This is a genomic window from Amycolatopsis sp. NBC_00348 (assembly GCF_036114655.1).
Lineage (GTDB): Bacteria > Actinomycetota > Actinomycetes > Mycobacteriales > Pseudonocardiaceae > Amycolatopsis.
In genome coordinates this window covers 9,228,495-9,252,553 of sequence record NZ_CP107994.1, presented here as the reverse complement: position 1 = coordinate 9,252,553, position 24,059 = coordinate 9,228,495, and the positions used below count along the sequence as shown (strand labels likewise).

Genomic DNA, 24,059 nt, shown 5'->3' with positions numbered 1-24,059 from the left:
CCGACAAAAAACGCGCCTTGACGCCATAAGCTACGAGCCTTAGCTTTAAAGCTATGCCAAGTAGCCAGAGTCATGTCGCCTAGGGCCGGGCTCACCACCAAAGCCGTCGTCGACCTCGCGCTCGTGCTCGTCGACGAGCACGGGACCGGTGAACTGACCCTCGCCAAGGTCGCCGAGCGGGCCGGGGTGGCCGCGCCCTCGCTCTACAAGCACGTCAAGAACCTCGCCGACCTGCGGCGGCTCGTCGATCTGCGGGTGGTTCAGGAGATGGCCGACGTCCTGCGCACCGCCGCCACCGGGCGCGCGGGGGACCAAGCCGTCGGGGCGCTCGCCGACGGCTATCGCGGCTACCTGCGGGAACACCCGCGCCGGACCGGGGCGCTCACCGCCGATCCGGACCGTGGGGACGTCGAACTGAGCACCGCGACCCACGCCGTCGCCGAGGTCGTCTTCGCCGTGCTCCGGCCCTTCGGCTTCGACCACGCGCGGGCCGTGCACGCGACGCGCTGTCTTCGCGCCGCCGTCCACGGCTTCGCCGGGCTCGAGGCCTCCGGCGGCTTCGGGCGGCCCGAAGACGTCGACGAGAGCTTCGAAGTCCTCAAGACCATGCTCGTCCAAGGCCTGAAAACCTATGCAGAGAAAGAGAATCCACGATGACCTTCATCATCGCCGTGCTCCTGTTCACCGTCGGGCTCGGTGTGCTCGACGCCCGCTTCCCCTGGACGGCGGCCCGCCGATGATCGCCGGGCACTTCGGGCTGGCGGCCGCGGTCAAGGCCGGCCGCCCGGCCATTCCCGTGTGGACGCTCATGCTCGCCACCGCGTGGCTGGACGTCGTGTTCGTGCCGCTCTACCTGTCCGGCGTCGAGACGATCGACGGCGAAGGGTACGGCGGCGGCGTCATCCACGCCGACTACACGCACTCCCTCGTCGGCGCGCTCGTGCTCGCCGCGTTGTTCGGCGCCGTCGCCGCGTGGCGACTCGGCCGGGAAGCCGGCCTGGTCCTCGGCGGCGTCGTGTTCTCGCACTGGCTGCTCGACCTCGTCGTGCACCGCGCGGACCTGCCGATCCTGCCCGGCAACGCGGGCGACCTGCCGACGTTCGGCTTCGGGCTCTGGCGGCTGCCCGCCGTTTCGGCCGTCGTCGAACTGCTGATGCTGGTGGTCGGCATCGGCCTCTACTGGCGCGCCGCGGCCAAGCGCGACCCGAAACGCGCGCGGGTGCTGGGGCTGACCGCCGCGCTGTGCGGCGTCATCACCCTCGGCACCGACCTCCTGGGCGTCTGACCGGGACGATCAGCAGGCGGACCCGGCGACCGGCTCGGTGAACGCGGCGGCGACCCACTTGTCGTCGGCCACCTTCCGGAAGCCGTTCTGGACACCCGGCAGCGCGTCGAACTGGGCGTCACGCAGGTACTTCCCGACAACCTTCGCGTTGCCGTCCGCGGATTCGCGGGCGTTGAGGACGTCCGCGATCACCGTGACCTTGCAGCCGGTGGCCGACGCCCCGGCGGACGCCTGCTTGTTCGTGTTCAACGCGTAGATGACGATGACCGCGACGATGGCACCGACGATGATCAGCGTTTTCTTCGACATACGAGGACCACGCCTTCCTTCACCACGAATCCCGTCCTGCACGTCAGGGTAGGCAATCCTTTACCCAGACGAATAGCGCCGGGCGGCGTAACCACCCGGAGGCGCCAATCAGAGCCCTCCGATGGTGACGCAGTGTGCTCGGCCGAACCACGCAAAAGCCCCCTTCCCGACATTCCGGGAAGGGGGCTTTCGTCCGATCGATCAGCCCTGGGCGATCTTCTTGGCCAGGTTGTCGTCCAGCGTCGCGAGGAACTCCTCGGTCGTCTGGAACGGCTGGTCCTTGCTGATGAGCAGCGCCAGGTCCTTCGTCATCTGGCCGGACTCGACCGTCTCGACGACGACCTCTTCCAGCTTGTTGGCGAAGCCGATGAGCTCGGAGTTGCCGTCCAGCTTGCCGCGGTGCTCGAGGCCGCGGGTCCAGGCGTAGATCGACGCGATCGGGTTCGTCGACGTCGGCTTGCCCTGCTGGTGCTGGCGGTAGTGCCGGGTGACCGTGCCGTGCGCGGCCTCGGCCTCGACGGTCCGGCCGTCCGGCGTGCGCAGCACCGACGTCATCAGGCCGAGCGAGCCGAAGCCCTGCGCGACCGTGTCGGACTGGACGTCACCGTCGTAGTTCTTGCACGCCCAGACGTAGCCGCCCTCCCACTTCATCGCCGCGGCGACCATGTCGTCGATCAGGCGGTGCTCGTAGGAGATGCCCTTGGCGTCGAAGTCGGCCTTGAACTCGGCCTGGAAGATCTCCTCGAAGACGTCCTTGAACTGGCCGTCGTAGGCCTTGAGGATCGTGTTCTTGGTGGAGAGGTACACCGGCAGGCCGCGGTCGAGGCCGTACTGGAGCGAGGCGCGCGCGAAGTCCTCGATCGACTTCTTGTAGTTGTACATCCCCATGGCGACGCCGCCGCCCTCGGGGAACTTCGCGACCTCGAACTCCATCGGCTCGGAGCCGTCGTCCGGGGTGTAGCTGATGGTCAGCGTGCCCGGGCCGGGGACCTTGAAGTTGGTCGCCTTGTACTGGTCGCCGTGGGCGTGACGGCCGATGATGATCGGCTTCGTCCACGTCGGCACCAGCCGCGGGATGTTCTGGATGACGATCGGCTCGCGGAAGATCACGCCACCGAGGATGTTGCGGATGGTCCCGTTCGGGGACAGCCACATCTTCTTGAGGCCGAACTCTTCGACGCGCGCTTCGTCCGGGGTGATCGTGGCGCACTTGACGCCGACGCCGTGCTTCTTGATGGCGTTCGCGGAGTCGATGGTGACCTGGTCGTCGGTGCGGTCCCGCTCCTCGATACCCAGGTCGTAGTAGTCCAGGTTCACGTCCAGGTACGGGTGGATCAGCTTGTCCTTGATGAACTGCCAGATAATGCGGGTCATCTCATCGCCGTCGAGTTCGACGACGGTGCCCTGGACCTTGATCTTGGCCATGAGCAGCGGTGCTCCTTCCGCGGATCTTCGCGTTCTTCTTCTACGTCTCGCCGGTAGCGGTACAAGCGTACTGCTTGACGCAGCTGGATGGTTCAAGTAGTGGTCGGCATCAAGTCTCCACCCGTGGATTGTGGCCGGGATCACCGGGCACGACCTGCCGGTCACCCGATCCGACCGCTCGCCGAGCGATCGTCGCGCCGATGGGGTGAACCAGGGCACGATGCCATCCGTGAACTCATCATGCGGGAGGTGACGGCCATGTCGACCCATCGGTACGCCGAATACGAAGACGAATACGACGACTACGACGACACCCCGGACGTGCTCGAAGAACGGCCGCGCCGCGGCGTCGCCCACCTGGTGAGCGCGCTGGGCGGGCTCCTGCTCACCCCGGTCGCGCTGGGTCTGCTGAGCTGGGGCGGGCTGCGGCAGCAGCAGCTGATCCAGGCCACCCTGAGCACCAACCGCGACCCGCTCGGCATCGCGCTGCTGGCCGGCGGCGCGATCCTGCTGCTGCTCGTCGCCGCGCTCGGCGCGCTGTCCGCCGCCGGCCCGATCCTGGGCGGGCTGATCTACGGCGTACTGCCCGGCGTCGCCGCGATGGCCGTGCCCGAGTGGGGCTTCAAGCTGGTGAACCTGATGCCGAAGAGCGACATCGCCTACGGCGTCATGGACTTCCTGTTCATCGGCGGGCTGCTGGGGGTCGGCTTCCTGCTCGTCGGCAGCGGGCTGGCCAACGCGCTGGTCCGGCGGCGCCGCGAAGCCTGACGCGCGCCGATGGCAAAATCGGCGGATGGGACTGTTCACCGTCGCGGAAGCGTATGACGAACTGGCGCGGCTGCGGCCGGTCCTCGACGAACTGGTGCGCGTCCGCGCCGACGCGGCCGAGCTCGCCGCGTCACTGCGGCCGGGTGGCCGGGCGACGGTGCTGGGCGGGCTGCCCGAGTGGAAGGCCGCGCAGGCCCGGCTCGACGACCTGATGACGACGGTGCAGCACACCGGCGCCGAGCTGAAGGGCTTCGCGCCGCTGCTGGTCGACTTCCCGGCCGAGCTGGACGGCGTCGACGTCCTGCTGTGCTGGCTGGAGGGCGACCCGGAGCTGGGCTGGTACCACCGCACGGATCTGGGGTTCGCGGGCCGCCGGCGACTGAAAACCGCTGGTCCGCCCGGCTAGGTTGGGTGCTGTGGACCACGACACCAGAGCCGATTTCTTCGACAGCACAGCCGAGAACTACGACGAAGACACCTTCCACGCTTCGGTGGCGGAAGCGCTGGTCCTACCCCTGCCGGAGGGACCTGAGCTGGTCCTCGACGTCGCGTGCGGGACGGGCTTCGCGGCGTACGCGGCGTTGCGGCTGAAGCCCTCACGGGTGCTCGCCGTGGACCTCTCGCCGGCGATGCTCGCGCGGGCCGAGGCGAAGGCGCCGTCGCAGGACCCGTCGGGGGTGATCACGTGGCAGGCCGGCCCGGCGGTCCCGATGCCGGCCGAGGACCACACGGCCGACGTCGTGCTGTGCGCGTCCTCGCTGCACTTCCTGGGCGCGGTGGCCTTCGCCGACTGGCGCCGCGTGCTGCGCCCGGGCGGCCGGCTGGCGTTCTCGGTGGTGTCGGGCCTGCGGTTCCGGCCGTCGGGGCAGTTCGAGGCGTTCGTCCCACGGGACCTCACGTTCCCGACGGACGAAGCCGAGGCGGCGGCACTGGCCGCGGGGTTCGTGGACGTCTCGGCGACGACGTTCGCGGTCGGGACGCGCAGTGTGTTCGTGGTGCACGCGACGGCTCCGTGAATCTTGACCTGACGCGGTTCGCCGACGGCCGTCTGACGGCGGTCAGGACGGACGGGAGCCGCGTCTCGCTGCGGTTGGAAGCCGCCGAGAGCGCGAGCCGCGTGTGTGTGGGAACTGCGTGTTCGCCCCGGCCGACTGGGTCACCTGGCTGACGACCGGGGCGCTGCCGCCGCTGGAGCGCCTCGTGCCGTGAGGGGCACCCTCAGGGACCTAAGCGCCCTGAGGGTGCCCCTCAGGGACTTCAGGCGTGGAAGTGCGCCTCGCCGTGGGTGGCCGGGCCGTCCGGGGTGCCGCAGTGCTGGACGAACGTCGCGTCGAGGTCCGTCACCTTGCCGTCGGCCGCCCGGTCGAGGCGGTCGATCGTGAACTCGGCGTAGTCGTCGCCACAGGCGAAGCCGCCGGTCACCGTGAAGAAACCCGGGTTCGCCGTGGCCGGGTCCGACGACCAGCGGAATCGTGCTCCCGTATAGGTCCCGGTGTGCAGCGTCTCGCCCGCCGGCGCGCTCAGCTCGACCCGCAGGTCCTCGAAGCCGGACTGGACGTCGATCTTCAGGATGCCTTCGTTCACCCAGACACGGATCTCGTCGCCGGGTCCGCTGTAGTTCGCGAAGCTCTTCAGCGGCCAGGCGCCGTCATCCGAGGTGTACGCGACCGTCGACACCGGATCCGCCGACGCCACCGGCACGAAAGCGAGACCCAGCGCCAGCGTGGATGCGGCGAGAACACCGGTGCGCAGCAAGGATTTCATCAACAAACCTCCCCAGTCAGGGCCGCCTCCCGCGGCACTGATGGCGATGATGGCACCGGCCGCCCGGCGCGCGCCGGGTTTGCGCGGTTCGCCACTTTTCGGCGGGCCTTGCAACCGTTTCCGGTGTTCCGCTCACCGGTGCAGGGACGCGCCCTTGAGGATCTTGTCGACGGCGTTCTTCGGGCCGTGCACCGCGAGGCCCGCCAGCGCGAGCTTCTCCCCCGGCACCGCGCGGACCGCGGCCCGGTTGTCGTCGTCGTTGCCCGTGTGGAACAGCTCGTCGGTGAAGATCGAGATGCGCAGGCCGCGGCCGAGCGCGCGGCCGTGCGCCGCGGTCAGGACGTCTCCATTGCCGGAGAAGACGAGCACCGGCTGGCCGAACATCGGCAGGTACGCCGTGCCGTCGGCGTCTTCGTAGGGCTCGCCCATCAGCTCGGGCGTGACGTGCGCGATGCCGCTGACCAGGAACGCCGTGACGTTGAGCCGTTGCCAGGACGCCAGGTCGTCCCGCAGCAGGACGGCGATCTTCGTGTCGAAGGAACTCATGCGAAAAGCGTCGCCCGCCGCCGACGCCCGCGTCTTGTACGTTCTTGACATGGAGGCGCGCGTCTCGGCTTGGCGACCGGCGGTCCCGGGGATCGCCGAGGTCTTCCACGCGCGGTTCACCACCCACGCCTACCCGCTGCACACGCACGACACGTGGACGCTGCTGATCGTCGACGACGGCGTCATCCGCTACGACCTCGACCGCCACCACCACGGCGCGCTCGGCCCGGCGGTGACGCTGCTGCCGCCGAACGTCGCCCACGACGGGCGCGCCGCGACCAGCCACGGCTTCCGCAAGCGCGTGCTGTACCTGGAGGCGCCGGTGCTGGGCGAGGACCTGATCGGCGCCGCGGTCGACCGCCCGAGCCTCGCCGACGGCCTGCTGCGCACCCGGATCCACCAGCTGCACGAGTCCCTGGCCGACGCGGGTGACGCCTTCGAAGCCGAAAGCCGGCTCGTGCTGGTGGCCGACCGGCTGCGCACCCACCTCGGGCGACCCGCGGCCCACGAACCGAAGCGCGGCCTCGCCGACGAGCTGCGCGACCTGCTCGACGCGAAGCTGCCCGAAGCGATGACGCTCGCCGAAGCGGCGGACACGCTCGGCGCGCACCCCGCGTACCTCGTGCGCTGCTTCGGCGCGCGGTTCGGCCTGCCGCCGCACCGCTACCTGACCGGCCGCCGCGTCGACCGCGCGCGGCGGCTGCTGCTCGACGGCACGCCGGCCGCCGACGTCGCCGCGGCCGCCGGCTTCACCGACCAGGCGCACCTGACGCGGCACTTCAAGCGCTACCTGGGCACGACGCCGGCGCGGTACTCGAAGACGCGCTGACCGGCCCGGGCGAACCCGCGCGACGGAGCACGTTCGGAGACGGCGTTTGTGTCAAAATGGCCACATGCTGCGTGAACTGCACCTGACCGGCGACCCCGCGGCCGACAAGCTGCTCAACGACGATCCCTTCGCCCTGCTCGTCGGCATGCTCCTGGACCAGCAGTACCCCATGGAGCACGCGTTCGCCGGCCCGCGGAAGATCGCCGACCGGATGGACGGCTTCGACATCGCCAAGATCGCCGCGACCGACGTCCAGACCTTCGTCGAGATGTGCGTCGTGCCGCCCGCCATCCACCGCTACGGCGGGTCGATGGCGCGCCGCGTCCACGCGCTCGCCGAGCACATCATCGAGAACTACGACGGCCACACCGAAGGGCTCTGGACCGCCGGACGCCCGAAGCCCGACGGTCCCGAGGTCCTCAAGCGGCTGCGCGCGCTGCCCGGTTTCGGTGAGCAGAAGGCGAAGATCTTCCTCGCCCTCCTCGGCAAGCAGCGCGGTGTCGCCCCGAAGGGCTGGCGCGAAGCGGCCGGCGCCTACGGCGACCGCGGCTCCCACCGGTCCATCGCGGACGTCACCAACGCCCAGTCGCTCGCCCAGGTCCGCGCGTTCAAGAAGGCCGCCAAGGCCGCCGCGGCCGAACCCGTCTCACCCGCGTAAGCCCCGCCGCGACGCACTGTCCGAAGTGGACTGACGCGGTCTCGTCGGCTAACCGACGGCGACCTCTTCACGGCGTTCCCGGACCCGGCCCCACGCCATGCTCACGAGCAGCAGCGCGACGAGCGTCAGCGCGGCCGCGACCTCGGGCAGCACCAGCGGGCCGGCGGAGTCGAGGACCGCGCCGCCGACGACGCCCGACAGGCCGACGCCGAGGTAGATCGCCGACGCATTGAGCGAGAGCACCAGGCCCGCGTGGCCTGGGGCCAGCTCGATCAGGCGGTGCTGCACCGGCGGGCTGAACGACCACGTCGCCACGCCCCACACGAACAGCGTGACGGCGGCCGCGATCGGCGTCGTCGTCGTGATCGGCAGCAGCGCCAGCACGACGGTGATCCCGGCCGTCACGACGAGCAGCGGCGCGCGTGAACCCCAGCGGTCGGCCGCCCGGCCACCGGCGAAGTTGCCGACCGCCCCGCCGACGCCGTAGCAGAAGAGCAGCACCGTGACCGCCGTGCCGTGGACACCCGCGGTCGCGGCCAGCAGCGGGGACACGAAGGTGTAGACCATGAACGCGGCGAGGCACCCGAGGACCGTCACGGCCAGCATGACGAGCACGCGCGGGTCGCGGCCGGCGGCGAACCGCTCGGCCAGGGTGACCCGCGGCGGCGCGGCGACCGACGGCAGCGCCAGCCGCACGGCCAGCGCACTCGCCAGGGAGAACACGGCGACCAGCGCGAACGCCGTCCGGTAGCCGAGGTGCTGCGAAATGAGGCTGCCCAGCGGCACGCCGAAGATGAGCGCGACGGTCAGGCCGCCGAACACGAGCGCGATCGCGCGGCCCCGGCGTTCGGGGCTGGTCAGCTCGGCCGCGACGGCACTGGCCGCCGGGGTGAACACCGCGGCACCGATCGCGGTCACGACCCGGGCGAGAAGGAGCGTGCCGTAGCCGGGCGCGAGCGCGGCGAACAGGTTGCCGGCCGCGGTGACGACGAGCGCGGCGACCAGCAGCGTGCGGCGTTCCCAGGTGCCGGTGACGGCGGCGAACAGCGGCGAGCCGATCGCGTAGGCGATGGCGAACGCGGTCACGAGCTGCGCCGCGGCGGTGGCGGAGACGTGCAGCTCGCCGGTCAGCGCGGGCAGCAGCCCGGCGACGATGTAGCCGCTGGTCCCGACGCCGAACGCGCCGAAGGCGAGCACGGAGATCCTCGAGGACGAGGGTGCGGACATGGTGGAGCCCCCAAAGCGAAGCAGGCGATTGGTTCGACGAACGTCGTAGTTCGATGGCTACCGTACTACGCGGTGGCGACAATTTCGACCGGCGTCGTACTATGAACCCATGGCCAAGTCCGTCACGCTGTCGCCGCTCGTCCACCCCGGGCAGGACGAGATGACCGTCGAGGGCACGCTCCGCGCGCTCGCCGATCCCGTGCGCCTGGCGATCGTCCGGCAGCTCGCGGCGTCGGAGCGTGAGGTCTCGTGCGGCGCACTGGCCGTCTCGGTGACGAAGTCCACACTCACGCACCACCTGGGCATCCTGCGTCAGGCCGGTGTCGTCGCCAGCCGCCAGGAAGGCACAACCCGGTTCAACTCGTTGCGCCGCAAGGATCTTGACGCCCTCTTCCCGGGCCTGCTCGACGGCGTGCTCGCGGCGCCTCGCTGACCCGCGCGCCCCGGGTGTGGATCGTCACCCGATATCGGGATGACAACGACCCCCCTCGTCGGTTGGACTGTCCGTAGGGCAGCTCACGGCGTCGGTGCCGGGTAGCTGTCTTCCTTTTTGCCCCCGGACTGAACCGATCCAGAAGATGGTCCAAGATCGTCCGGGTAATCGATTTCTCACCTTGGAAGGAGTGCCGTGCCCGTCGCGCTGCTCGCGCTCGCCATCGGAGCCTTCGGCATCGGGACCACCGAGTTCGTCATGATGGGCGTGCTGCCCCAGACGGCCGCCGACTTCGGCGTCGACATCCCGACCGCCGGCTACCTCATCTCCGGATACGCCCTCGGCGTCGTCGTCGGCGCCCCGCTGCTCACGGCAGCCGCGGTCCGATTGCCGCGCAAGACCATGCTGCTGGCCATGATGGGCCTGTTCACGCTGGGCAACGCCCTCTTCGCGCTCTCGCCGAACCAGGAGTTCGGCGTCGCGTTCCGGTTCCTCGCCGGCCTGCCCCACGGCGCGTTCTTCGGCGCCGGCGCGGTCGTCGCGTCCGGCCTCGTCGGCCCCGGCCAGCGCGCCAAGGCCGTATCGATGATGTTCCTCGGGCTGACCCTGGCGAACGTCATCGGCGTGCCGCTGGGCACGCTGCTCGGCCAGCAGGTCGGCTGGCGCGCCACCTTCGGCGTCGTCGCCGTGATCGGCCTGGTCGCCGCGGCCGCCATCGCCAAGCTGGTGCCGCACCAGGGCAAGCCCGCCGAAGCGTCGCTGCGCACCGAGCTCAGCGCGTTCAAGCGGCCGCAGGTGCACCTGGCGCTGGCGATCGTCACGTTCGGGCTGGGCGGCGTGTTCGCCTGCCTGAGCTACATCACGCCGATGCTGACCGACGTCGCCGGCTACTCGCCGTCGAACGTCACGCTGCTGCTGTCCCTGGCCGGCGTCGGCATGACGATCGGCAACCTGCTCGGCGGCCGGCTGGCCGACAAGGCCCTGATGCCGGGCCTGTACGCCGCGCTGCTCGCGCTGGCCTGCGTGCTGGGCATCTTCACCATCACCGCGCAGGGCAAGGTCGGCGCCGCGATCACGATCTTCTTCGTCGGCGTCGCCGGGTTCATGATCGGCCCGATGATGCAGGCCCGGATCATGGAGAAGGCCGGCGGCACGCCGTCGCTGGTCTCGGCGGCGGTCCAGTCGGCGTTCAACATCGCCAACTCGATCGGGGCCTACCTCGGCGGCCTGGTCATCGCCGGCGGCCTCGGCCTGGTCGCACCCAACTGGGTCGGCGCGCTGCTGGCCGTCTTCGGCCTGTCGCTGGCCATCGTCTCGGGCACATTGGACCGTCGCGAAGCCAAAGCCGAACGACGCGAACTCGCGATGGCGTCCTAAGAGGAGCTGAGCGGGCCGCCGATGATCGTCAGCGCCACGAACAAGATCAAGGCGGCCAGGCCCACGTAGGTGACGATGTCGACGACCTTGCCGCGGATCGCCAGCAGCCCGGCCTTCTCCGTCGACAGCACCGCCCGCAGCACCGCGGCAACGAGGAGCGCGGCGCCGATCAGCGCCGCGCCCTCGCGCCAGTGGTACTGGAAGATCCGCAGGGCGGCGACCGCCACGACCACCAGGACCGCCGCGAACGGCAGCTGGCTGAACCGCGCCTGCCGTGGCCGGCGGTCCCGCTGGTCCCGCCGGTCGTCGGTCATGGTCATCGGGCCTGGGCCGAGCGCTCCGCCGCTTCGACGACGTTGCTCACCAGCATCGCCCGGGTCATCGGGCCGACACCGCCGGGGTTCGGCGAGATCCAGGCCGCGACCTCGGCCACGTCCGGGTGAACATCGCCGGTGAGCTTGCCGTCCACGTGGGACACGCCGACGTCGAGCACCGCGGCGCCCGGGGCGACCATGTCCGGCGTGATGATCCCCGGCACGCCGGCGGCGGCGACCACGATGTCCGCGCGGCGGACCTCGGCCGCGAGGTCGCGGGTGCCGGTGTGGCACAAGGTGACGGTGGCGTTCTCGCTGCGGCGGGTCAGCAGCAGGCCCAGCGTGCGGCCGACGGTGATGCCGCGGCCGACGACGGTGACGCGCGCGCCGTTCAGCTCGACGCCGTGACGCCTGAGCAGCTCGATGATCCCGTACGGCGTGCACGGCAGGGCGCCGCGCTGGCCGAGCACCAGCCGGCCGAGGCTGACCGGGGCGAGGCCGTCGGCGTCCTTCTCCGGGTCGATGCGCTCGAGGACGCGGTTGGCGTCGAGGTGCTTCGGCAGCGGCAGCTGGACGATGTAGCCGTGACAGGCCGGGTCGGCGTTGAGGTCGTCGACGACGGCCTCGAGCTTCTCCTGGGTGATGTCGGCCGGCAGGTCGCGGCGGATCGAGTTGACGCCGATCTTGCCGCTGTCGGCGTGCTTCATCCGCACGTACGAGTGCGACCCCGGGTCGTCTCCCACCAGGACGGTGCCCAGGCCGACCGTCACCCCCTTCGCGGCCAGCGCCGCGACGCGCGGCTCGAGCTCCGCGAAAATGGCGTTCTTGGTGGCTTTGCCGTCGAGAATCTTCGCCGTCACAACGCCCATTCTGGCAAAGGGGCGCCCGCGCGTCGCTTCCAGGCGTACGCGGTCGCAGCCCGTAAACTCATCGCCACTCCCGGAGCGGCCCTCCGTGATCTTGTCCGCGACCAACCTGTGATCTATGGCACGTCGCATCACGCGAGGTCAGGGCGTGTGCGGCTGACCCGTCGAGCGGCAAAACCCACATGCGGGGTGCACTCGCGCGCGCGAACAGTCAAAATGTCCCCGTGGCACAACCGACGACGCAGTTGAACGCGACGGAGCAGGACACCCTGGTCAAGCAGATCGGGCTGGCTTTGCTGCGCGCCGCCCCCCGCGACTGGCGCAAGGTCAGCGCGGAGTACCGAGCCGTCGGGAGGTACCACGAGCTCACCGGCGAGATCGTCACCGAGGACGGCACGGTGCACGAATGGCTCGCCACCCACGACATCGCGACCCTCTTCGGACGGTTGCGCGGTGGGATGTACCGCGACGGCCGGGGTACCTGGTTCAACGCGCGGTACCAGCTGGACCACCCGTCCAGCTACAACCTCGAGTACAACCGCGACGAACCCGTGTGGAACCTCGCGCCGCCCCCGCAGGCCTATTCGGACGAACTGCGCATGTTCCCCCGCACGGAGGAGAACGTGCCCGAGTGGCTGATCCGGCGGATGTCCGGGCTCGGCCCGGAGCAGCCGGGGCCGCACTTCCGGATCGCCCGGATCTTCGACACGATCGGCCCGGCCGGCCGCCCGGTGATCAACCGGCCCGACCTCGAGGTCGACGAGCAGGACCGGATGCTCGAGTACCTCGACCGGGCCCCCCTGGTCGTCACCGAGCGCGGGTACGACATCGACCGGCTGGCGCAGACGCCCGAGGCGACCGTGCCGGTCGCGTTCCACAGCGACGGCCAGTGGATCTGGCCCGCCGCCGTCAACTTCTACCTGCGCAAGTACGGCGTCTCGCCGGAGCCGGACCTGGTCGAGCACGTTCGCGCCGTCGGCTTCAAGCTGCCGCCGGTCGACGAGCCGACGCTGCAGGCCGCCGGGGCGTACCTGACCCGGGGCAACCCGCAGCAGCGTCCCGCCGGGCCGCCGCCGCAGGGGCCGCCCCCGCCGCAGCAACAGCAGGGGCCGCCCCCGCCGCAGCAACAGCAGGGGCCGCCACCGCAGCAGCAGGCTCCCGCGGGCCCGCCGCAGGCGGCCATGGCCGCGCAGGCTCCCCCCGCCCCGCCGGCGCCGCCCGTGGCGCCGCCGCAGCAGCACCAGGAGCCGCCCGCCCAGGTCGAGCCGCCGCTCCTGACGCACACGGCGGAGCCCGAGGCCCCGGCCGAGGAGCACTACGAGGACGAGGCGTACCCCGCCGCGGGCGCACCGCAGCAGGAGTACACCGAAGAGGCCGAGTACGCCGAAGACGGCTACGACGACCAGGAGTTCGACGACCGCTTCGCCGAAGACGACCAGTACACCGAGGACGGTCACTACGAGCCGGCCGGGCACGCCGCCGGGACGAACGGCACGACGCCGGAGCCCGGCCGGGTGCCGGACCTCGAGGAGACCGCGGAGTACGTCCCCGACCAGCCGATCGGGCAGGAGGAACCGGCGCACGACGGCGTCGCGTTCGACGCCGGTCAGCCGGAGCCGGCCGACCCGCACGGCTTCCCGCAGGGCCGCCACGACGAGGAGCCGGCCGCCGACGAACCGGCGCACGCCGCTTTCGAGCCCACTCAGGACGCCGCGGGGCGGACCGTCTTCCAGCCGCCGGTGCGGGACGACGACGGGTTCGACGACCACGTCGCGCACGACGACGACGAGCCGGCGCGGTCCGCGTTCGAGCCCGGCCCGCCGCGGCGGGAGGACGAGCCGGCGCACGCGGCCGCGTTCGACCCCGGCCCGCCGACCATGATCACCCAGCCCGAGGTACCCGGCGTGCTGCCGGTGCCGGAACCGCCGGCACCCCAGCCGGCCGTCCAGGCGCCGGCTCAGGCCGAGCCCGCCGCCCCTCGCTCGGGCCGGCGCGCGCTGCGCCGCGAGACGCCGGACCACCCGGTGCTGGCCGGGCTGCAGTCCAAACTGGACGAACTGGACGTCCCGGAGAGCGGCTACAAGCTGGGCGAGCCGGCCGAGCACGGCTGGAGCGTCGAGCAGGTCGACGACGGCTGGCGCGTCGGCTGGTACGACGGCAAGCTCAGCAACCCCGCGGTGTTCGGCGACGCCGAGGACGCGGCCGCGTTCATGCTCGGCAAGCTGCTGCTCCACCCGGAGGGCCACGTGGTCGCCGAGGAGCCGCCCGCGCCGGAGCCCGAACCGGAACCCGAGCCCGAGCCGGAACCCGCGCCGCAGCGGGTCGTCGCGACGCTGTCGCCGGAGATCGCGACCGGCTCGTACCCGGTCCGCAAGCCCGAGCCGGTGCCGCTGCAGGAGCAGACGGCGTTCACCAGCGCCGACGAGCTGTTCGGCGACCTCGAAGACGACGAGCCGCCGACGCCGGTGCGTCAGCCCGGCCCGCCCGCGCCGGTCGCCGCCGGCCCGGGTGGACCGCCGCCGCTGGCGCAGCAGCAGGCCGGACCGCCGCCCGTGGCCCCGGCCCCGCCGCGCCGTGAGCCGCCGCAGGCCGCGCCGACGGTCCTGGCGCCGGTGCCCCAGGGCGCCCCGCTGGTCCCACCCGGCCAGGGTCGTCCGGAGCCGGTCCGCCCAGCCGTCAACGGCGGTGGTGGCGGCGGTAACCAGCAGTGGCCGATCGGGCCGATGTCCGGGGAGCCGCCGCTGACGCTGTTCCGCGGCAAGGAGCTGCGCGAGCTGCCCGCGGGCAGCGAGCTGGACCGCTTCGGCGGCCCGAACGGCAACCTGACGTACGCGGCGGGCACGCCGTTCGCCGAGCGGTCGCTGGTGCCGGAGTGGATCAACCGGCCGTACCACGTGTACCGGGTGCAGCGGCCGCTGGAGACGCTCGCGGGCGTCGCGATCCCGTGGTTCAACCAGCCCGGCGGCGGGTCGGCGTACCTGCTCCCGGCGTCGATCGAGGAACTGGTCGCCGACGGCGCCCTGCTCGAGCTCGACCCGGGCGAACCGCCGATCGACTGAGTGTCTGTGGATATGAAACCGGCGGCGAGCTTCGTGCTCGCCGCCGGTTTGTCTTAGCGGACGATCAGGCCGTGCGCGGCGGCGAAGGAGACCGCGGTCTCCATGTCGACCTGCGCGCCCCGGAGATCGGCCTGCACCAGGGCGTTCGCGTCGAGCCGCGCGCCGCGCAGGTCCGCGCCGTCGAGCTTCGCGCCCTGCAGGCGGGCGCCCGTCAGGTCGCTGCCGCGCAGGTCGGCGCCGGTCAGGTCGGCTTCCATCAGGTTGGCTTCGCGCAGCCGCAGCCCGGACAGCCCGAGCCGGCGCAGCCGCGCCTTCGCCAGCGACGCCAGCGAGAGGTCGCACTCGGTGAGCGCGATCCCGCCGAACCCGCTGTCGCCGAACGACGAACCCAGCAGCGAGCACGACGACCAGCGGCTGTCGACGAGCACCGTCCGGTCGAACGTGCACGAGCGGAACGCCGACGCCTCGTGCCGCGAGCGCGACAGGTCGGCCCGGCTGAAGTCGCAGTCGTCGAACGTGCAGCCGCGGGTCTGCAGCCCGCTCAGGTCCGCCCCGGTGAAGTCGCAGCCGGTGAACCGGCGCTTTTCCCACCACTGGCCGGACAACCCCGCTTCGCGGTAGTCCTCACCGGTTTCCAGCACGGCCCCAGGGTGTCACACCGCCGCGGCCGCGCCGCAACCGTCCACTATGGACGACGGCTGACCAGGTCCGCGCCCTGGACGTAGTTCATCGCCGCGACGTACTCGGGCAGCTGAGCGCGGCGCATCATCTCGGCTTCGTCCAGGTTCTCCAGCCGGGTCTGGATCCACCAGAGGTTGCCGAACGGGTCGCGCACGCGTCCGACGCGGTCGCCGAAGAACAGCTCGGTCTGCCGCGTCACCTCGGTCGCGCCCGCTTCCAGGGCCTTCCGCTGCGTCTCTTCGCTGTCCGGGACGTACAGGCGCAGGTACGCCGGGGTCTCCGGCCAGTCGTCCGCGGCGTCGAAGGCCATCACGACCGCGTCACCGACGCGGACCTCCGCGTGCCCGATCTTCCCGTCCTCGCCGACGACCCGGCCGAGCTCTTCGGCGTCGAAGGCGTGCTTCAGGAAGTCGAGCAGGCCGGCGGTGTCGCGGCCGATGATCCACGGGGTGACCGTCGTGTAGCCGTCGGGAACGGGGTTGACCATGGTGCCTCCATCTCGGGTGTGCGACCGAAGCTAACGGCGAAATAGGTCGGATCCTGACCGCTGCATACTGGCGTCATGGGAGTTCCGCTGCGGCCGCTGGCGGTCACCGCGAGCACGCGGTCGAGCTACCGCGAAGTCGCGCCGCCGCCCGCGCTCGCGGGCGTGCTGGCCTGCGGCTGGCACGGGCGCACCGGCTGGGCGCGGCCGCTGCGCGTGCTCCCGGACGGCTGCGCGGACCTGGTCTGGGACGGCGACGCGCTCACGGTGGTCGTCACGGCCGGCGCGTCGCTGCGGCTGTGGGTCCCGGCCTCGGCGTCCCGCGTCGGCGTGCGGCTCCGGTGCGGCGCCGCGGGCGCGGTGCTCGGCACGCCGATGGCGGACCTGCCCGCGGGCGCGACCCGGCTGAGCGACCTCTGGGGCGCGGCGGCCCGGCGTGCCGAAGACGTCCTCGCCGCCACCGAGGATCCCTTGACACAACGGGAAGTTCTCGAAGACCTGGTCGCCTCGCGCGGCGTGATGCCCGACCGGCGCGTGCTGGCCGCGGTCCACGCGCTCGGCGGGCCGGGGACGCGGACGACCGACGTCGCGGGCGAGCTGGGCGTCAGCGACCGCGCGTTGCGGCGGCACCTGGCGCACGCGGTCGGCGCCGGGCCGAAGCAGGTGCACCGGATCCGGCGGTTCCAGCGCTTCCTGCGCCGGCTCGAACCGCTCGCGGCCCGGCGGACGTCGCTGGCCGCCGTCGCCGCCGACCTCGGGTACGCCGACCAGTCGCACCTCGGCCACGACTGCCGCCGGCTGTCCGGCTCCTCCCCCGCCGCGCTCGTGCGCGTGGCCGAAAAGTTCCAGACGCCGCCCGCCGCGCGCCGCGAAGATCCGGGGCATGACCTTTCGCGTCACGATCGCGGTGCGCGCTGACGACCTCGACGTCAACGGCCACGTCCGCGGCCCGGCCTACCTCGCCTACGCCGACCACGCGCGCTGGACGTGCGTCCAGGCCGCCGGGATCGACCCGGCCGAGCTGACCGCGCGCCGGATCGGGCCGGTGAACCTGGAGACGACCGTGCGGTTCCGCCGTGAGCTCCGGGGTGGCGAGGTCGAGGTCGGCTGCGCGTTCCACTGGGGTACCGGGAAGACGTCGCGGGTGACCCAGGAGTTCCGCGCGCCCGACGGCACGCTCGTCGCCGAGGTCGAGAGCGTCTCCGGCCTGCTGGACCTGGACCGGCGGCGGCTGGTCGCGGACCCCGGCTCGTACTGGCGGGAGCTGGCCGCACGGCCGGAACTGCTCGGCCTGGCGCCGAAAACCGGGTGAGTTCCTCTCCGTCGGACATTACCGTGACGACGTGCCTGATCACGCCTTCGCCGACACCGGCCTCGCCGCGCTGTACGACGCCTTGAACCCGCGGGAGAGCTCCGGCGACTTCGAGTTCTACCTGCCGATGATCATGGCCGCGGAGTCGGTGCTGGACGTCGGCTGCGGCACCGGCTCGCTGCTGCACTGGGCCCGCGAGTCCGGCCACACCGGCCGGCTGGTCGGGCTCGACCCGGCTCCCGGGATGCTCGCGCAAGCCCGCCGTCGTGACGACGTCGAGTGGGTGCTCGGCGATTTGTCGACCGCGCGCTGGGACAGCGAGTTCGATTTCGCCGTGATGACCGGGCACGCGTTCCAGGTGCTGCTGACCGACGACGAGCTGCGGACGGCGTTCGCCGCGATCCACCGCGCGCTGACCCCGGCCGGCCGCTTCGGGTTCGACACGCGCAACCCCGCGCGTCGCGCCTGGGAGCGCTGGACGCCGGAGAACGTGTCGCAAGCGGGCACGGTGCGTTCGTGGAACGACGCCGGCCCCTTCGAGGACGGCCGCGTCACCTTCAAGACGACGTTCGAAAGCCCGAGCTGGGACGCGCCGCGATTCAGCGAGTCCACGTTGCGTTTTCTCGATGTGCCGGCGCTTTCCGCCTTCGTGGCGGAGGCCGGCCTGGTCGTCGACGAGCAGTACGGCTACTGGGACCGCACGCCGGTGACGGACGCGAGCCCGGAGATCGTCACGATCGTGCGCCGCGCCTGAGTCACTGGAAGTCGCGCGACTTCGCCTTGATCCGCATCGGCAGCGCCTCGACGCGGTCGGCGAGGACGCTGATCACGCCGTCGGCCTTCTCGACGACGCCGCGGATCAGCAGCGCCGAACTGCCGCGCGCGACGCGGTGGTAGCGCTGCCACAGGCCGAGCGTGCAGATCACGTTGACCATCCCCGTCTCGTCCTCGATGTTGAGGAACGTGATCCCGCCCGCCGTCGCCGGGCGCTGCCGGTGGGTGACCGCGCCGCCGATCAGCACGCGCGCGCCGTCGTCGTGGTCGGCCAGGCGGGCCGCCGGGACGACGCCGAGCGCGTCGAGGCGGTCGCGGATGAACTCGGTCGGGTAGCTGCCCGGCGAGACGCCCGTGGCCCAGACGTCCGCGGCCGCGACGTCGAGGCCGTCCATCCCGGGCAACGTCGGAGCCTGCGCGCTGATCAGGCCCGGGAGCTTCTCCGCGCGTTCGCCGGCGACCGCGCCCGCGGTCCACAGCGCCTGCCGCCGGTCGCCGCCGAAGCTCTCGAACGCGCCCGCCGTGGCCAGCGCCTCGATCTGCGGCGTGGTGAGCCGGACGCGGCGGGCGACGTCGGCCATGTCCGTGTAGCCGCCCGTTTCCCGTTCGGCCACGATCTTCTTCGCCAGCTCCTCGCCGATCAACCGGATCGTGCTCAACCCGGTGCGCACGGCGTGCAGTTTTCCCTTGTCCGGCTCCAAAGTGGCGTGCGGCAGGCTGCGGTTGATGTCCGGACCGTGCACGGTGACGCCGTGGCGGCGCGCGTCGGCGACCAGCGACTGCGGTGAGTAGAAACCCATCGGCTGCGCGCGCAGCAGGCCAGCCAGGAACGCGTCCGGGTGGTAGAGCTTGAAGTAAGCGCTGGAGAACACCAGGTGCGCGAAGCTCAGCGCGTGGCTCTCGGGGAAGCCGAAGTTCGCGAACGCCTTGAGCTTCAGGAAGATCTTCTTCGCGAGCTCCTCCTCGACGCCGTTCGCGGCCGCGCCTTCGAGGAACCGCTGCCGCAGCCGGTCCATCTTGCTCTCGGAGCGTTTCGAGCCCATCGCGTGCCGCAGCTGGTCGGCCTCCGCCGCGGTGAAGTTCGCGACGTCCAGCGCGATCTGCATCATCTGCTCCTGGAACAGCGGCACGCCCTTGGTCTTGTGCAGCGCCTTCTCCAGCAGCGGGTGGTCGTAGGTCCAGCTCTCCCTGCCTTGCTTGCGGCGGATGTACGGGTGCACCGAGCCGCCCTGGATCGGCCCGGGCCGGATCAACGCCACCTCGACGGCGAGGTCGTAGAACTCGTCGGGCTTCAGGCGCGGCAGCGTCGCGAGCTGCGCCCGGCTCTCGACCTGGAAGACGCCGACCGCGTCGGCGCGGCAGAGCATCTCGTAGACCTTCTGGTCGGTGAGGTCCAGCTCGGCGAGGTCGATCTTGTCGCCCTTGTACTCCTCGACGAGGTCGAGCATGTAGTGCAGCGCCGAGAGCATGCCCAGGCCGAGCAGGTCGAACTTGACCAGGCCGGCGGCGGCGCAGTCCTCCTTCTCCCACTGGATCACGCTGCGGTCGGCCATCCGCGCCCACTCGACCGGCACGACCTGGCTGACCGGTTCCTGGCACATGACCATCCCGCCGGAGTGGATACCGAGGTGGCGCGGGAAGTCCTCGAGCGCGAACGCGAGCTGCACAACCTCGTCCGGGATGTCGTGGTCGTGGTCCTTTTCGGTGTCGCGCAACGAGCCCCAGCGATCGATCTGCTTGCTCCAGGCGTCCTGCTGGCCGGGCGAGTACCCGAGCGCCCGCGCGGCATCCCGGACCGCGGACCGGGCGCGGTAGGTGATGACGTTCGCGACCTGCGCGGTGTTGAGCCGCCCGTGTTTCGCGAAGACGTACTGGATGGCCTCTTCGCGGCGGTCGGACTCGATGTCGAGATCGATGTCCGGGTAGCCGTCGCGGTCCGGGGCGAGGAAGCGTTCGAAGAGCAGTTCGTAGGCGACGGAGTCGACCTTGGTGATGCCGAGCGCGTAGCAGACGGCCGAGTTCGCGGCCGAACCCCGGCCCTGGCAGAGGATGTCGTTCTCGCGGCAGAACCGCACGATGTCCCAGACGATCAGGAAGTACCCGGGAAAGCCGAGTTCTTCGATGATGGCGAGTTCGTGCTTGATCTGCGCTTTCGCTTTGGTTTCGTGGTCCTTACCGCCGAAGCGTTCTTCCGCGCCCGCTTTCGTGAGTTCGCGCAGGTAGGTCGTCTCGGTGTGGCCGTCGGGGACGTCGAACGGGGGCAGCTTGGGCGCGAGGAGCTTCAGCGGGAACGCGCATTCGATGCCCAGCAACGCCGAACGTCGTACCGCGCCGGGATAGCGCCGGAACATCACGTCCATCTCCGCGCCGGAGCGGAGGAAAGCCGCTCCGCCCGCGGGCAGCCAGCCTTCGAGGTCGTCGATCGCCCGCCGGGCCCGGATCGCGGCGAGCGCGTCGGCCAGCCGGGCCCGCTCGGGCCGGGCGTAGTGCGCGGCGGTGGTGGCGACGGTCGGCAGGCCAAGCTCTTTCGCCATTCCGCTCAGCAGATCGTTGTGCGTGCTGTCGAGCGGCTGGCGGTGGTCGGTGAGCTCGACGTAGACGTTGTCGCGGCCGAATCTCTTCGCGAGGTCGTCGAGCTTCTCCGCGGCGGCCGCCGGGCCGTGCGCGACGAGGGCCGAGCGCACCGCACCCTTGCGGCAGCCGGTGAGCACCACACACTGCCCGGCGACCTCCTCGGCGACCGCGTCGAGGTCGTAGACGGGCCGGCCCTTCTCGGCCTTGGCGCTTCGGCCGTCGAACCCGGACAACTGCCCGGCGGTGATGGCGCGGCAGAGGGCCCGGTACCCCTGATCACCGCGGGCGAGCAGCAGGAGGTGCTCACCTTCGGGGTCGGCGACGCCGTTCTGCGGACCGTGGAGCCCAAAGCTGAGTTCGGTGCCGAAGACGGTGTTCACGCCGAGTTCCCGCGCGGCTTCGGCAAAGCGCACGACGCCGTACATGCCGTCGTGATCGGTGAGGGCGATGGCGTCGAGGTTGAGACGGGCGGCCTCCTCGACGAGTTCTTCAGGGTGGCTGGCGCCGTCGAGAAAGCTGAAGTTGGAGTGACAGTGCAGCTCGGCGTAGGGCACCCGGACGGCCTCGCCGCCGTCGTCGGTGCTGCGTCCGGGCAGGTCGTCCGGCCGCTGGTAGCCCTCACGGTGCCGGCTCCAGGCGGGGCTGTCGCCGTGGTCGCCGCGCGCACCGTGGTCGCCGGGGTCGCTGGGGTCGCCGTTCAGCCGCCTCGCGAGGTCCTTCCAGGGGACGGGCGGGTTGTTCCACCCCATCTAGCGGCTCCGGTTCCCGGGATCGTCGTTGTCGTTGTTCCGGTCGTGGTTGTTCCGGTTGCGTTCCCGAGCCGCGTCAAGCTCTTCAAGGCGGCTTCGATCGATGGCGTCGTCCAGCTCCCGCCAGGGCCGCTGCTCATCGAGCCGATTCGAGCGGCTTGGCCGTCCGGCCTGGATGTCGGGATCGCGCAGCGGCCAGCGCGGTACCTCGGGCTCGGCCACGCGATCGCCGATCTCCGCACGCTCCGCAGCTTTCCGGCGATGCCAGTTGGAGGGATGGTTCCAGCGGCTCCGCTCCTCGGCCGCACTCCGGCTTTCCGGCTCCGGAGCCGGGCCGCTTCGATCTTCGACCCCACCGCGGCTGTCGGAATTCAGCAGCCACGCCGCCCCAGTTCGGCCTTCTGCCGCAGTCCGGCCCTCCTCCTCAGCTCGGCTCTCCGGCTCGCCGCCGTCTCGGACTTCGGGCGCGGTCCGGTCCTTTGCGTCTCGGGGGCGGCGGTTCTCCTCGGAGCGCCGGGGCAGCGGAATCGCCACGTCGTCGGAGTCCGGGCGGGGGCTCGGCGTCCCCGGGTCGGCGCGCAACCAGTCGCGTAGCAGGCGTGCGTAGTCCTCGTCCATGCTCAGTCGTACACTCCCTCAACCGTCCACAAAGGATTCTCAGTGCCCGCGCAGTGCACCAGCACCGCTTCGGGTGGCTCATCCGGTCCGGCCGCGAGCAGCAGCTGGAGCCGCGCCCGCTGCGGACCCGGCCGCCGTCGGTCGCCCGCGAGCGGCCACGGGCCGACCCAGCCCACGACGTCCCGCTGTGCCCCGCCCGCGACGCTCAGCCGCCGCGGCGGCGCGGTGACCCACTCGCGCGCGGTGATCCCGACGGCGCGGCCTTCGGCGTCGAAGACCTGGGCGGGCACCGGCCGGTCGAGGACGGTCGCCGGGGAAGGCGCGGGGAGGCGTCCCGGCCAGGTGGCGCCGGCCGGCGTCGTCCGCTCGCGCGGGTCGCCCCACGGCACGAGCCGGAGCCGGGCCGCCGGGTCGCGGCCGCCGTCGAGCAGCGGGGTGAGCACGCCTTCGGGCCCGAGCAGGCCCTGGACCCGCACGAATGCCCGCGCCGCGCGTTCGTCGGCCTCCGCCAGGCCGCCTTCGCCGCCCAGCTCGAGCTGCAGCGACCGCCCCTCGACGGTCTCCTCGGGTTCCAGCCGCAGCCGCACCACGCCGGACTTCGGCCGTTGCCCAGGCCGCAGCCAGCCTTCGAACTGCCAGCGCACGCGATCGGCGACCCCGGCGGGCGTCAGCGGTTCCGCGCAGCGCCACACCCGGCCGAGCTGTTCGCCGTCTTCGGTGACCGCGTGGATGCCGAGCCGGGTGCAGGCGAGCCCGTGGCCCGCCAGCCCGGCGCAGAACCGCGTCGCGAGGCCCTTCGCGAGGAACGCGGCGACGTCCACCCGCTCGATGACGGGGTCGAACTCCTCGGTGAGCGTCAGCTCGGGCGGTGGACGTCGCCGCAGCGGCGGACGTTCCGAGCGCCCCCGGGCCAGCCGGTGGGCAAGCATCCCGTCGGCGCCGAACCGGTTGACGACGTCACGCTCCGGCAAGGCCGCGAACGCCCCGAGCGTCCGCAACCCGAGCCGGCGCAGCAGATCGACGAGTTCGGGGCGGTCGTCAAGCTCGGTGATCGGCAGCGGCGCGAGAAACTCGGCCACCCGCCCGGGTTCGACGAACTGGCCGTGCCGCGCGGCGAGCGTCGCGGCGAAAAGCCCCTCGGCGACGCCGACCTGACACTCCACACCCGCGGCGGCGGACACCTCGTCGACAAGCCGTTCGACGAGCGCGTGCTCACCCCCGAAGTACCCCGCGGCCCCCGCGACCGGCACGGCCACGAGCCCAGGACGTACAACCTCGACCCCGACGACAAGCGCCTCGACAGCCCGCGCGACGGCCTCGAACAGCCGAGCGTCACGCCCGTCATCGCTCCCGAAGACGGCCAGGTCGGGACACCGCGACTGAGCCTCCCGCCGCCGCATCCCCCGCCGCACCCCCTCCCGCCGAGCGACGGCGTTACAGGCGACAACCCGGTTGCCGGCGAAGACGGCAGCAGGCCGGGTAACGGCAACACCGCCCACGGCCGCCGCGGCGACGGCAGGCCAGTCCGGACACCACAGGACCAGCATCCGGGTCGGGAGGTCGGAAGAGCTGCGCTGGCTGGGGACGGTCACGCGACCTCCCTCAGCCGGCCGCCGACGCCGCCCCGGAACGCCCGGACGACGACCTTCGGCATCCGGGCAAGACCGCCGGCGACATCGGGTACCGCGTGATCAGCGGGCCGACACACGTGCTTGAAGGGACGACGCACGTGATTGAAAGGTCGACACGCGTGATCGACGAGACGACACGCGTACCCAGACAGCCGGGTCGCGTACCCGGACGGTCGGCCCGCGCGCCCAAGCGGTCGGGTCGCGCAACCGGGCAGTGGGCTCGCGTACTCGGGCAGTCGGGCCGCGCACCCAAGCGGTCGGCCCACGTACCCAGGCGGTCGGGTCGCGTACCCGGACGGTCGGCTCGCGTGATTGGGGAGTCGACACGTGTGGGCGGGTGGGCGGCGCGTGGTGGGGCGCACGAGTCGGGTGTCTG

General features: G+C 71.7%; 25 protein-coding genes. 13 read left to right on the top strand and 12 right to left on the bottom strand.

The window, feature by feature from the left end; genetic code table 11:
- Positions 1 to 72: 72 nt before the first annotated feature.
- Together OHS58_RS41640 and OHS58_RS41635 are read left to right on the top strand one after the other, a co-directional pair.
- Complete coding sequence (locus tag OHS58_RS41640; RefSeq protein ID WP_328645961.1) at positions 73 to 657, top strand: TetR/AcrR family transcriptional regulator; 585 nt, start codon at positions 73 to 75, stop codon at positions 655 to 657.
- Positions 658 to 736: 79 nt separating this feature from the next.
- Positions 737 to 1,285 (top strand): permease, encoded by a 549-nt coding sequence (locus OHS58_RS41635; protein ID WP_326946116.1) that lies wholly within the window; start codon positions 737 to 739, stop codon positions 1,283 to 1,285.
- 9 nt (positions 1,286 to 1,294) lie between these two features.
- Here the strand turns inward: OHS58_RS41635 and OHS58_RS41630 are convergent, their stop codons facing one another.
- Positions 1,295 to 1,594, bottom strand: a complete 300-nt coding sequence (locus tag OHS58_RS41630; protein WP_326946115.1) for an SH3 domain-containing protein — start codon at positions 1,592 to 1,594, stop codon at positions 1,295 to 1,297.
- Between the two features lie 201 nt (positions 1,595 to 1,795).
- The gene (locus tag OHS58_RS41625; RefSeq protein ID WP_326946114.1) at positions 1,796 to 3,019 is read right to left on the bottom strand and encodes an NADP-dependent isocitrate dehydrogenase; all 1,224 of its coding nucleotides are present in this window, start codon (positions 3,017 to 3,019) and stop codon (positions 1,796 to 1,798) included.
- A gap of 258 nt (positions 3,020 to 3,277) precedes the next feature.
- Here OHS58_RS41625 and OHS58_RS41620 point away from each other — a divergent pair, with 258 nt between their 5' ends.
- Genes OHS58_RS41620 through OHS58_RS41610 form a run of 3 tightly spaced genes read left to right on the top strand, consistent with a single transcriptional unit; the run spans position 3,278 to position 4,803 of the window.
- Positions 3,278 to 3,787: a hypothetical protein gene (locus OHS58_RS41620; protein ID WP_247060728.1), complete on the top strand. Its 510-nt coding sequence runs from the start codon at positions 3,278 to 3,280 to the stop codon at positions 3,785 to 3,787.
- Between the two features lie 25 nt (positions 3,788 to 3,812).
- On the top strand, positions 3,813 to 4,193 hold the full coding sequence (locus OHS58_RS41615; RefSeq protein ID WP_328645960.1) for a DUF2203 domain-containing protein: 381 nt from the start codon (positions 3,813 to 3,815) through the stop codon (positions 4,191 to 4,193).
- A gap of 10 nt (positions 4,194 to 4,203) precedes the next feature.
- Positions 4,204 to 4,803, top strand: coding sequence for a class I SAM-dependent methyltransferase (locus tag OHS58_RS41610; RefSeq protein WP_328645959.1), 600 nt, complete (start codon positions 4,204 to 4,206; stop codon positions 4,801 to 4,803).
- A gap of 241 nt (positions 4,804 to 5,044) precedes the next feature.
- Here the strand turns inward: OHS58_RS41610 and OHS58_RS41605 are convergent, their stop codons facing one another.
- Positions 5,045 to 5,551 carry a hypothetical protein gene (locus OHS58_RS41605; protein ID WP_326946110.1) on the bottom strand — a complete coding sequence of 169 codons (507 nt, stop codon included), beginning with the start codon at positions 5,549 to 5,551 and terminating at the stop codon, positions 5,045 to 5,047.
- A gap of 132 nt (positions 5,552 to 5,683) precedes the next feature.
- Positions 5,684 to 6,097, bottom strand: a complete 414-nt coding sequence (locus OHS58_RS41600) for a DUF2000 domain-containing protein (RefSeq protein WP_328645958.1) — start codon at positions 6,095 to 6,097, stop codon at positions 5,684 to 5,686.
- A gap of 49 nt (positions 6,098 to 6,146) precedes the next feature.
- On the opposite strand from OHS58_RS41600, the gene OHS58_RS41595 reads away from it, so the two are divergent.
- Together OHS58_RS41595 and OHS58_RS41590 are read left to right on the top strand one after the other, a co-directional pair.
- Positions 6,147 to 6,926: a helix-turn-helix domain-containing protein gene (locus tag OHS58_RS41595; protein WP_328645957.1), complete on the top strand. Its 780-nt coding sequence runs from the start codon at positions 6,147 to 6,149 to the stop codon at positions 6,924 to 6,926.
- A 64-nt stretch (positions 6,927 to 6,990) separates the two neighbouring features.
- The gene (locus OHS58_RS41590; protein ID WP_328645956.1) at positions 6,991 to 7,584 is read left to right on the top strand and encodes an HhH-GPD-type base excision DNA repair protein; all 594 of its coding nucleotides are present in this window, start codon (positions 6,991 to 6,993) and stop codon (positions 7,582 to 7,584) included.
- A 48-nt stretch (positions 7,585 to 7,632) separates the two neighbouring features.
- Here the strand turns inward: OHS58_RS41590 and OHS58_RS41585 are convergent, their stop codons facing one another.
- Positions 7,633 to 8,811 (bottom strand): MFS transporter, encoded by a 1,179-nt coding sequence (locus OHS58_RS41585; protein WP_328645955.1) that lies wholly within the window; start codon positions 8,809 to 8,811, stop codon positions 7,633 to 7,635.
- A gap of 109 nt (positions 8,812 to 8,920) precedes the next feature.
- Here OHS58_RS41585 and OHS58_RS41580 point away from each other — a divergent pair, with 109 nt between their 5' ends.
- Together OHS58_RS41580 and OHS58_RS41575 are read left to right on the top strand one after the other, a co-directional pair.
- The gene (locus OHS58_RS41580; protein ID WP_326946105.1) at positions 8,921 to 9,244 is read left to right on the top strand and encodes an ArsR/SmtB family transcription factor; all 324 of its coding nucleotides are present in this window, start codon (positions 8,921 to 8,923) and stop codon (positions 9,242 to 9,244) included.
- Positions 9,245 to 9,439: 195 nt separating this feature from the next.
- The gene (locus OHS58_RS41575) at positions 9,440 to 10,621 is read left to right on the top strand and encodes an MFS transporter (RefSeq protein ID WP_326946104.1); all 1,182 of its coding nucleotides are present in this window, start codon (positions 9,440 to 9,442) and stop codon (positions 10,619 to 10,621) included.
- Here OHS58_RS41575 and OHS58_RS41570 read toward each other — a convergent pair.
- The gene (locus tag OHS58_RS41570) at positions 10,618 to 10,941 is read right to left on the bottom strand and encodes a DUF3017 domain-containing protein (RefSeq protein ID WP_442788251.1); all 324 of its coding nucleotides are present in this window, start codon (positions 10,939 to 10,941) and stop codon (positions 10,618 to 10,620) included. The genes OHS58_RS41575 and OHS58_RS41570 overlap by 4 nt on opposite strands.
- Positions 10,938 to 11,795, bottom strand: a complete 858-nt coding sequence (locus OHS58_RS41565; protein ID WP_328645954.1) for a bifunctional methylenetetrahydrofolate dehydrogenase/methenyltetrahydrofolate cyclohydrolase — start codon at positions 11,793 to 11,795, stop codon at positions 10,938 to 10,940. The genes OHS58_RS41570 and OHS58_RS41565 overlap by 4 nt, the downstream gene beginning before the upstream one ends.
- 188 nt (positions 11,796 to 11,983) lie before the next feature.
- Here OHS58_RS41565 and OHS58_RS41560 point away from each other — a divergent pair, with 188 nt between their 5' ends.
- A complete protein-coding gene (locus OHS58_RS41560) occupies positions 11,984 to 14,860 on the top strand; it encodes a TNT domain-containing protein (RefSeq protein ID WP_328645953.1) in 2,877 nt (958 codons plus the stop codon).
- Positions 14,861 to 14,913: 53 nt separating this feature from the next.
- Here OHS58_RS41560 and OHS58_RS41555 read toward each other — a convergent pair whose 3' ends face one another.
- Both OHS58_RS41555 and OHS58_RS41550 read right to left on the bottom strand, forming a co-directional pair.
- Positions 14,914 to 15,501, bottom strand: coding sequence for a pentapeptide repeat-containing protein (locus OHS58_RS41555; protein ID WP_247060710.1), 588 nt, complete (start codon positions 15,499 to 15,501; stop codon positions 14,914 to 14,916).
- Between the two features lie 44 nt (positions 15,502 to 15,545).
- On the bottom strand, positions 15,546 to 16,028 hold the full coding sequence (locus OHS58_RS41550) for a VOC family protein (protein WP_328645952.1): 483 nt from the start codon (positions 16,026 to 16,028) through the stop codon (positions 15,546 to 15,548).
- A 75-nt stretch (positions 16,029 to 16,103) separates the two neighbouring features.
- Here OHS58_RS41550 and OHS58_RS41545 point away from each other — a divergent pair, with 75 nt between their 5' ends.
- Genes OHS58_RS41545 through OHS58_RS41535 form a run of 3 tightly spaced genes read left to right on the top strand, consistent with a single transcriptional unit; the run spans position 16,104 to position 18,091 of the window.
- Positions 16,104 to 16,943 carry a helix-turn-helix domain-containing protein gene (locus OHS58_RS41545; protein ID WP_328645951.1) on the top strand — a complete coding sequence of 280 codons (840 nt, stop codon included), beginning with the start codon at positions 16,104 to 16,106 and terminating at the stop codon, positions 16,941 to 16,943.
- A complete protein-coding gene (locus tag OHS58_RS41540; protein WP_328645950.1) occupies positions 16,909 to 17,337 on the top strand; it encodes an acyl-CoA thioesterase in 429 nt (142 codons plus the stop codon). Before OHS58_RS41545 ends, OHS58_RS41540 begins: the two co-directional genes overlap by 35 nt.
- Positions 17,338 to 17,368: 31 nt before the next feature.
- Positions 17,369 to 18,091, top strand: coding sequence for a class I SAM-dependent methyltransferase (locus OHS58_RS41535; RefSeq protein WP_326956012.1), 723 nt, complete (start codon positions 17,369 to 17,371; stop codon positions 18,089 to 18,091).
- A 1-nt stretch (position 18,092) separates the two neighbouring features.
- On the opposite strand, the gene OHS58_RS41530 is transcribed toward OHS58_RS41535, so the two are convergent.
- Genes OHS58_RS41530 through OHS58_RS41520 form a run of 3 tightly spaced genes read right to left on the bottom strand, consistent with a single transcriptional unit; the run spans position 18,093 to position 23,599 of the window.
- Entirely contained in the window at positions 18,093 to 21,434 is a 3,342-nt protein-coding gene (locus OHS58_RS41530) for an error-prone DNA polymerase (protein ID WP_328645949.1), read from the bottom strand.
- Positions 21,435 to 22,052 (bottom strand): hypothetical protein, encoded by a 618-nt coding sequence (locus tag OHS58_RS41525; RefSeq protein ID WP_328645948.1) that lies wholly within the window; start codon positions 22,050 to 22,052, stop codon positions 21,435 to 21,437.
- A 2-nt stretch (positions 22,053 to 22,054) separates the two neighbouring features.
- Complete coding sequence (locus OHS58_RS41520; RefSeq protein WP_328649938.1) at positions 22,055 to 23,599, bottom strand: DNA polymerase Y family protein; 1,545 nt, start codon at positions 23,597 to 23,599, stop codon at positions 22,055 to 22,057.
- Positions 23,600 to 24,059: the final 460 nt, after the last annotated feature.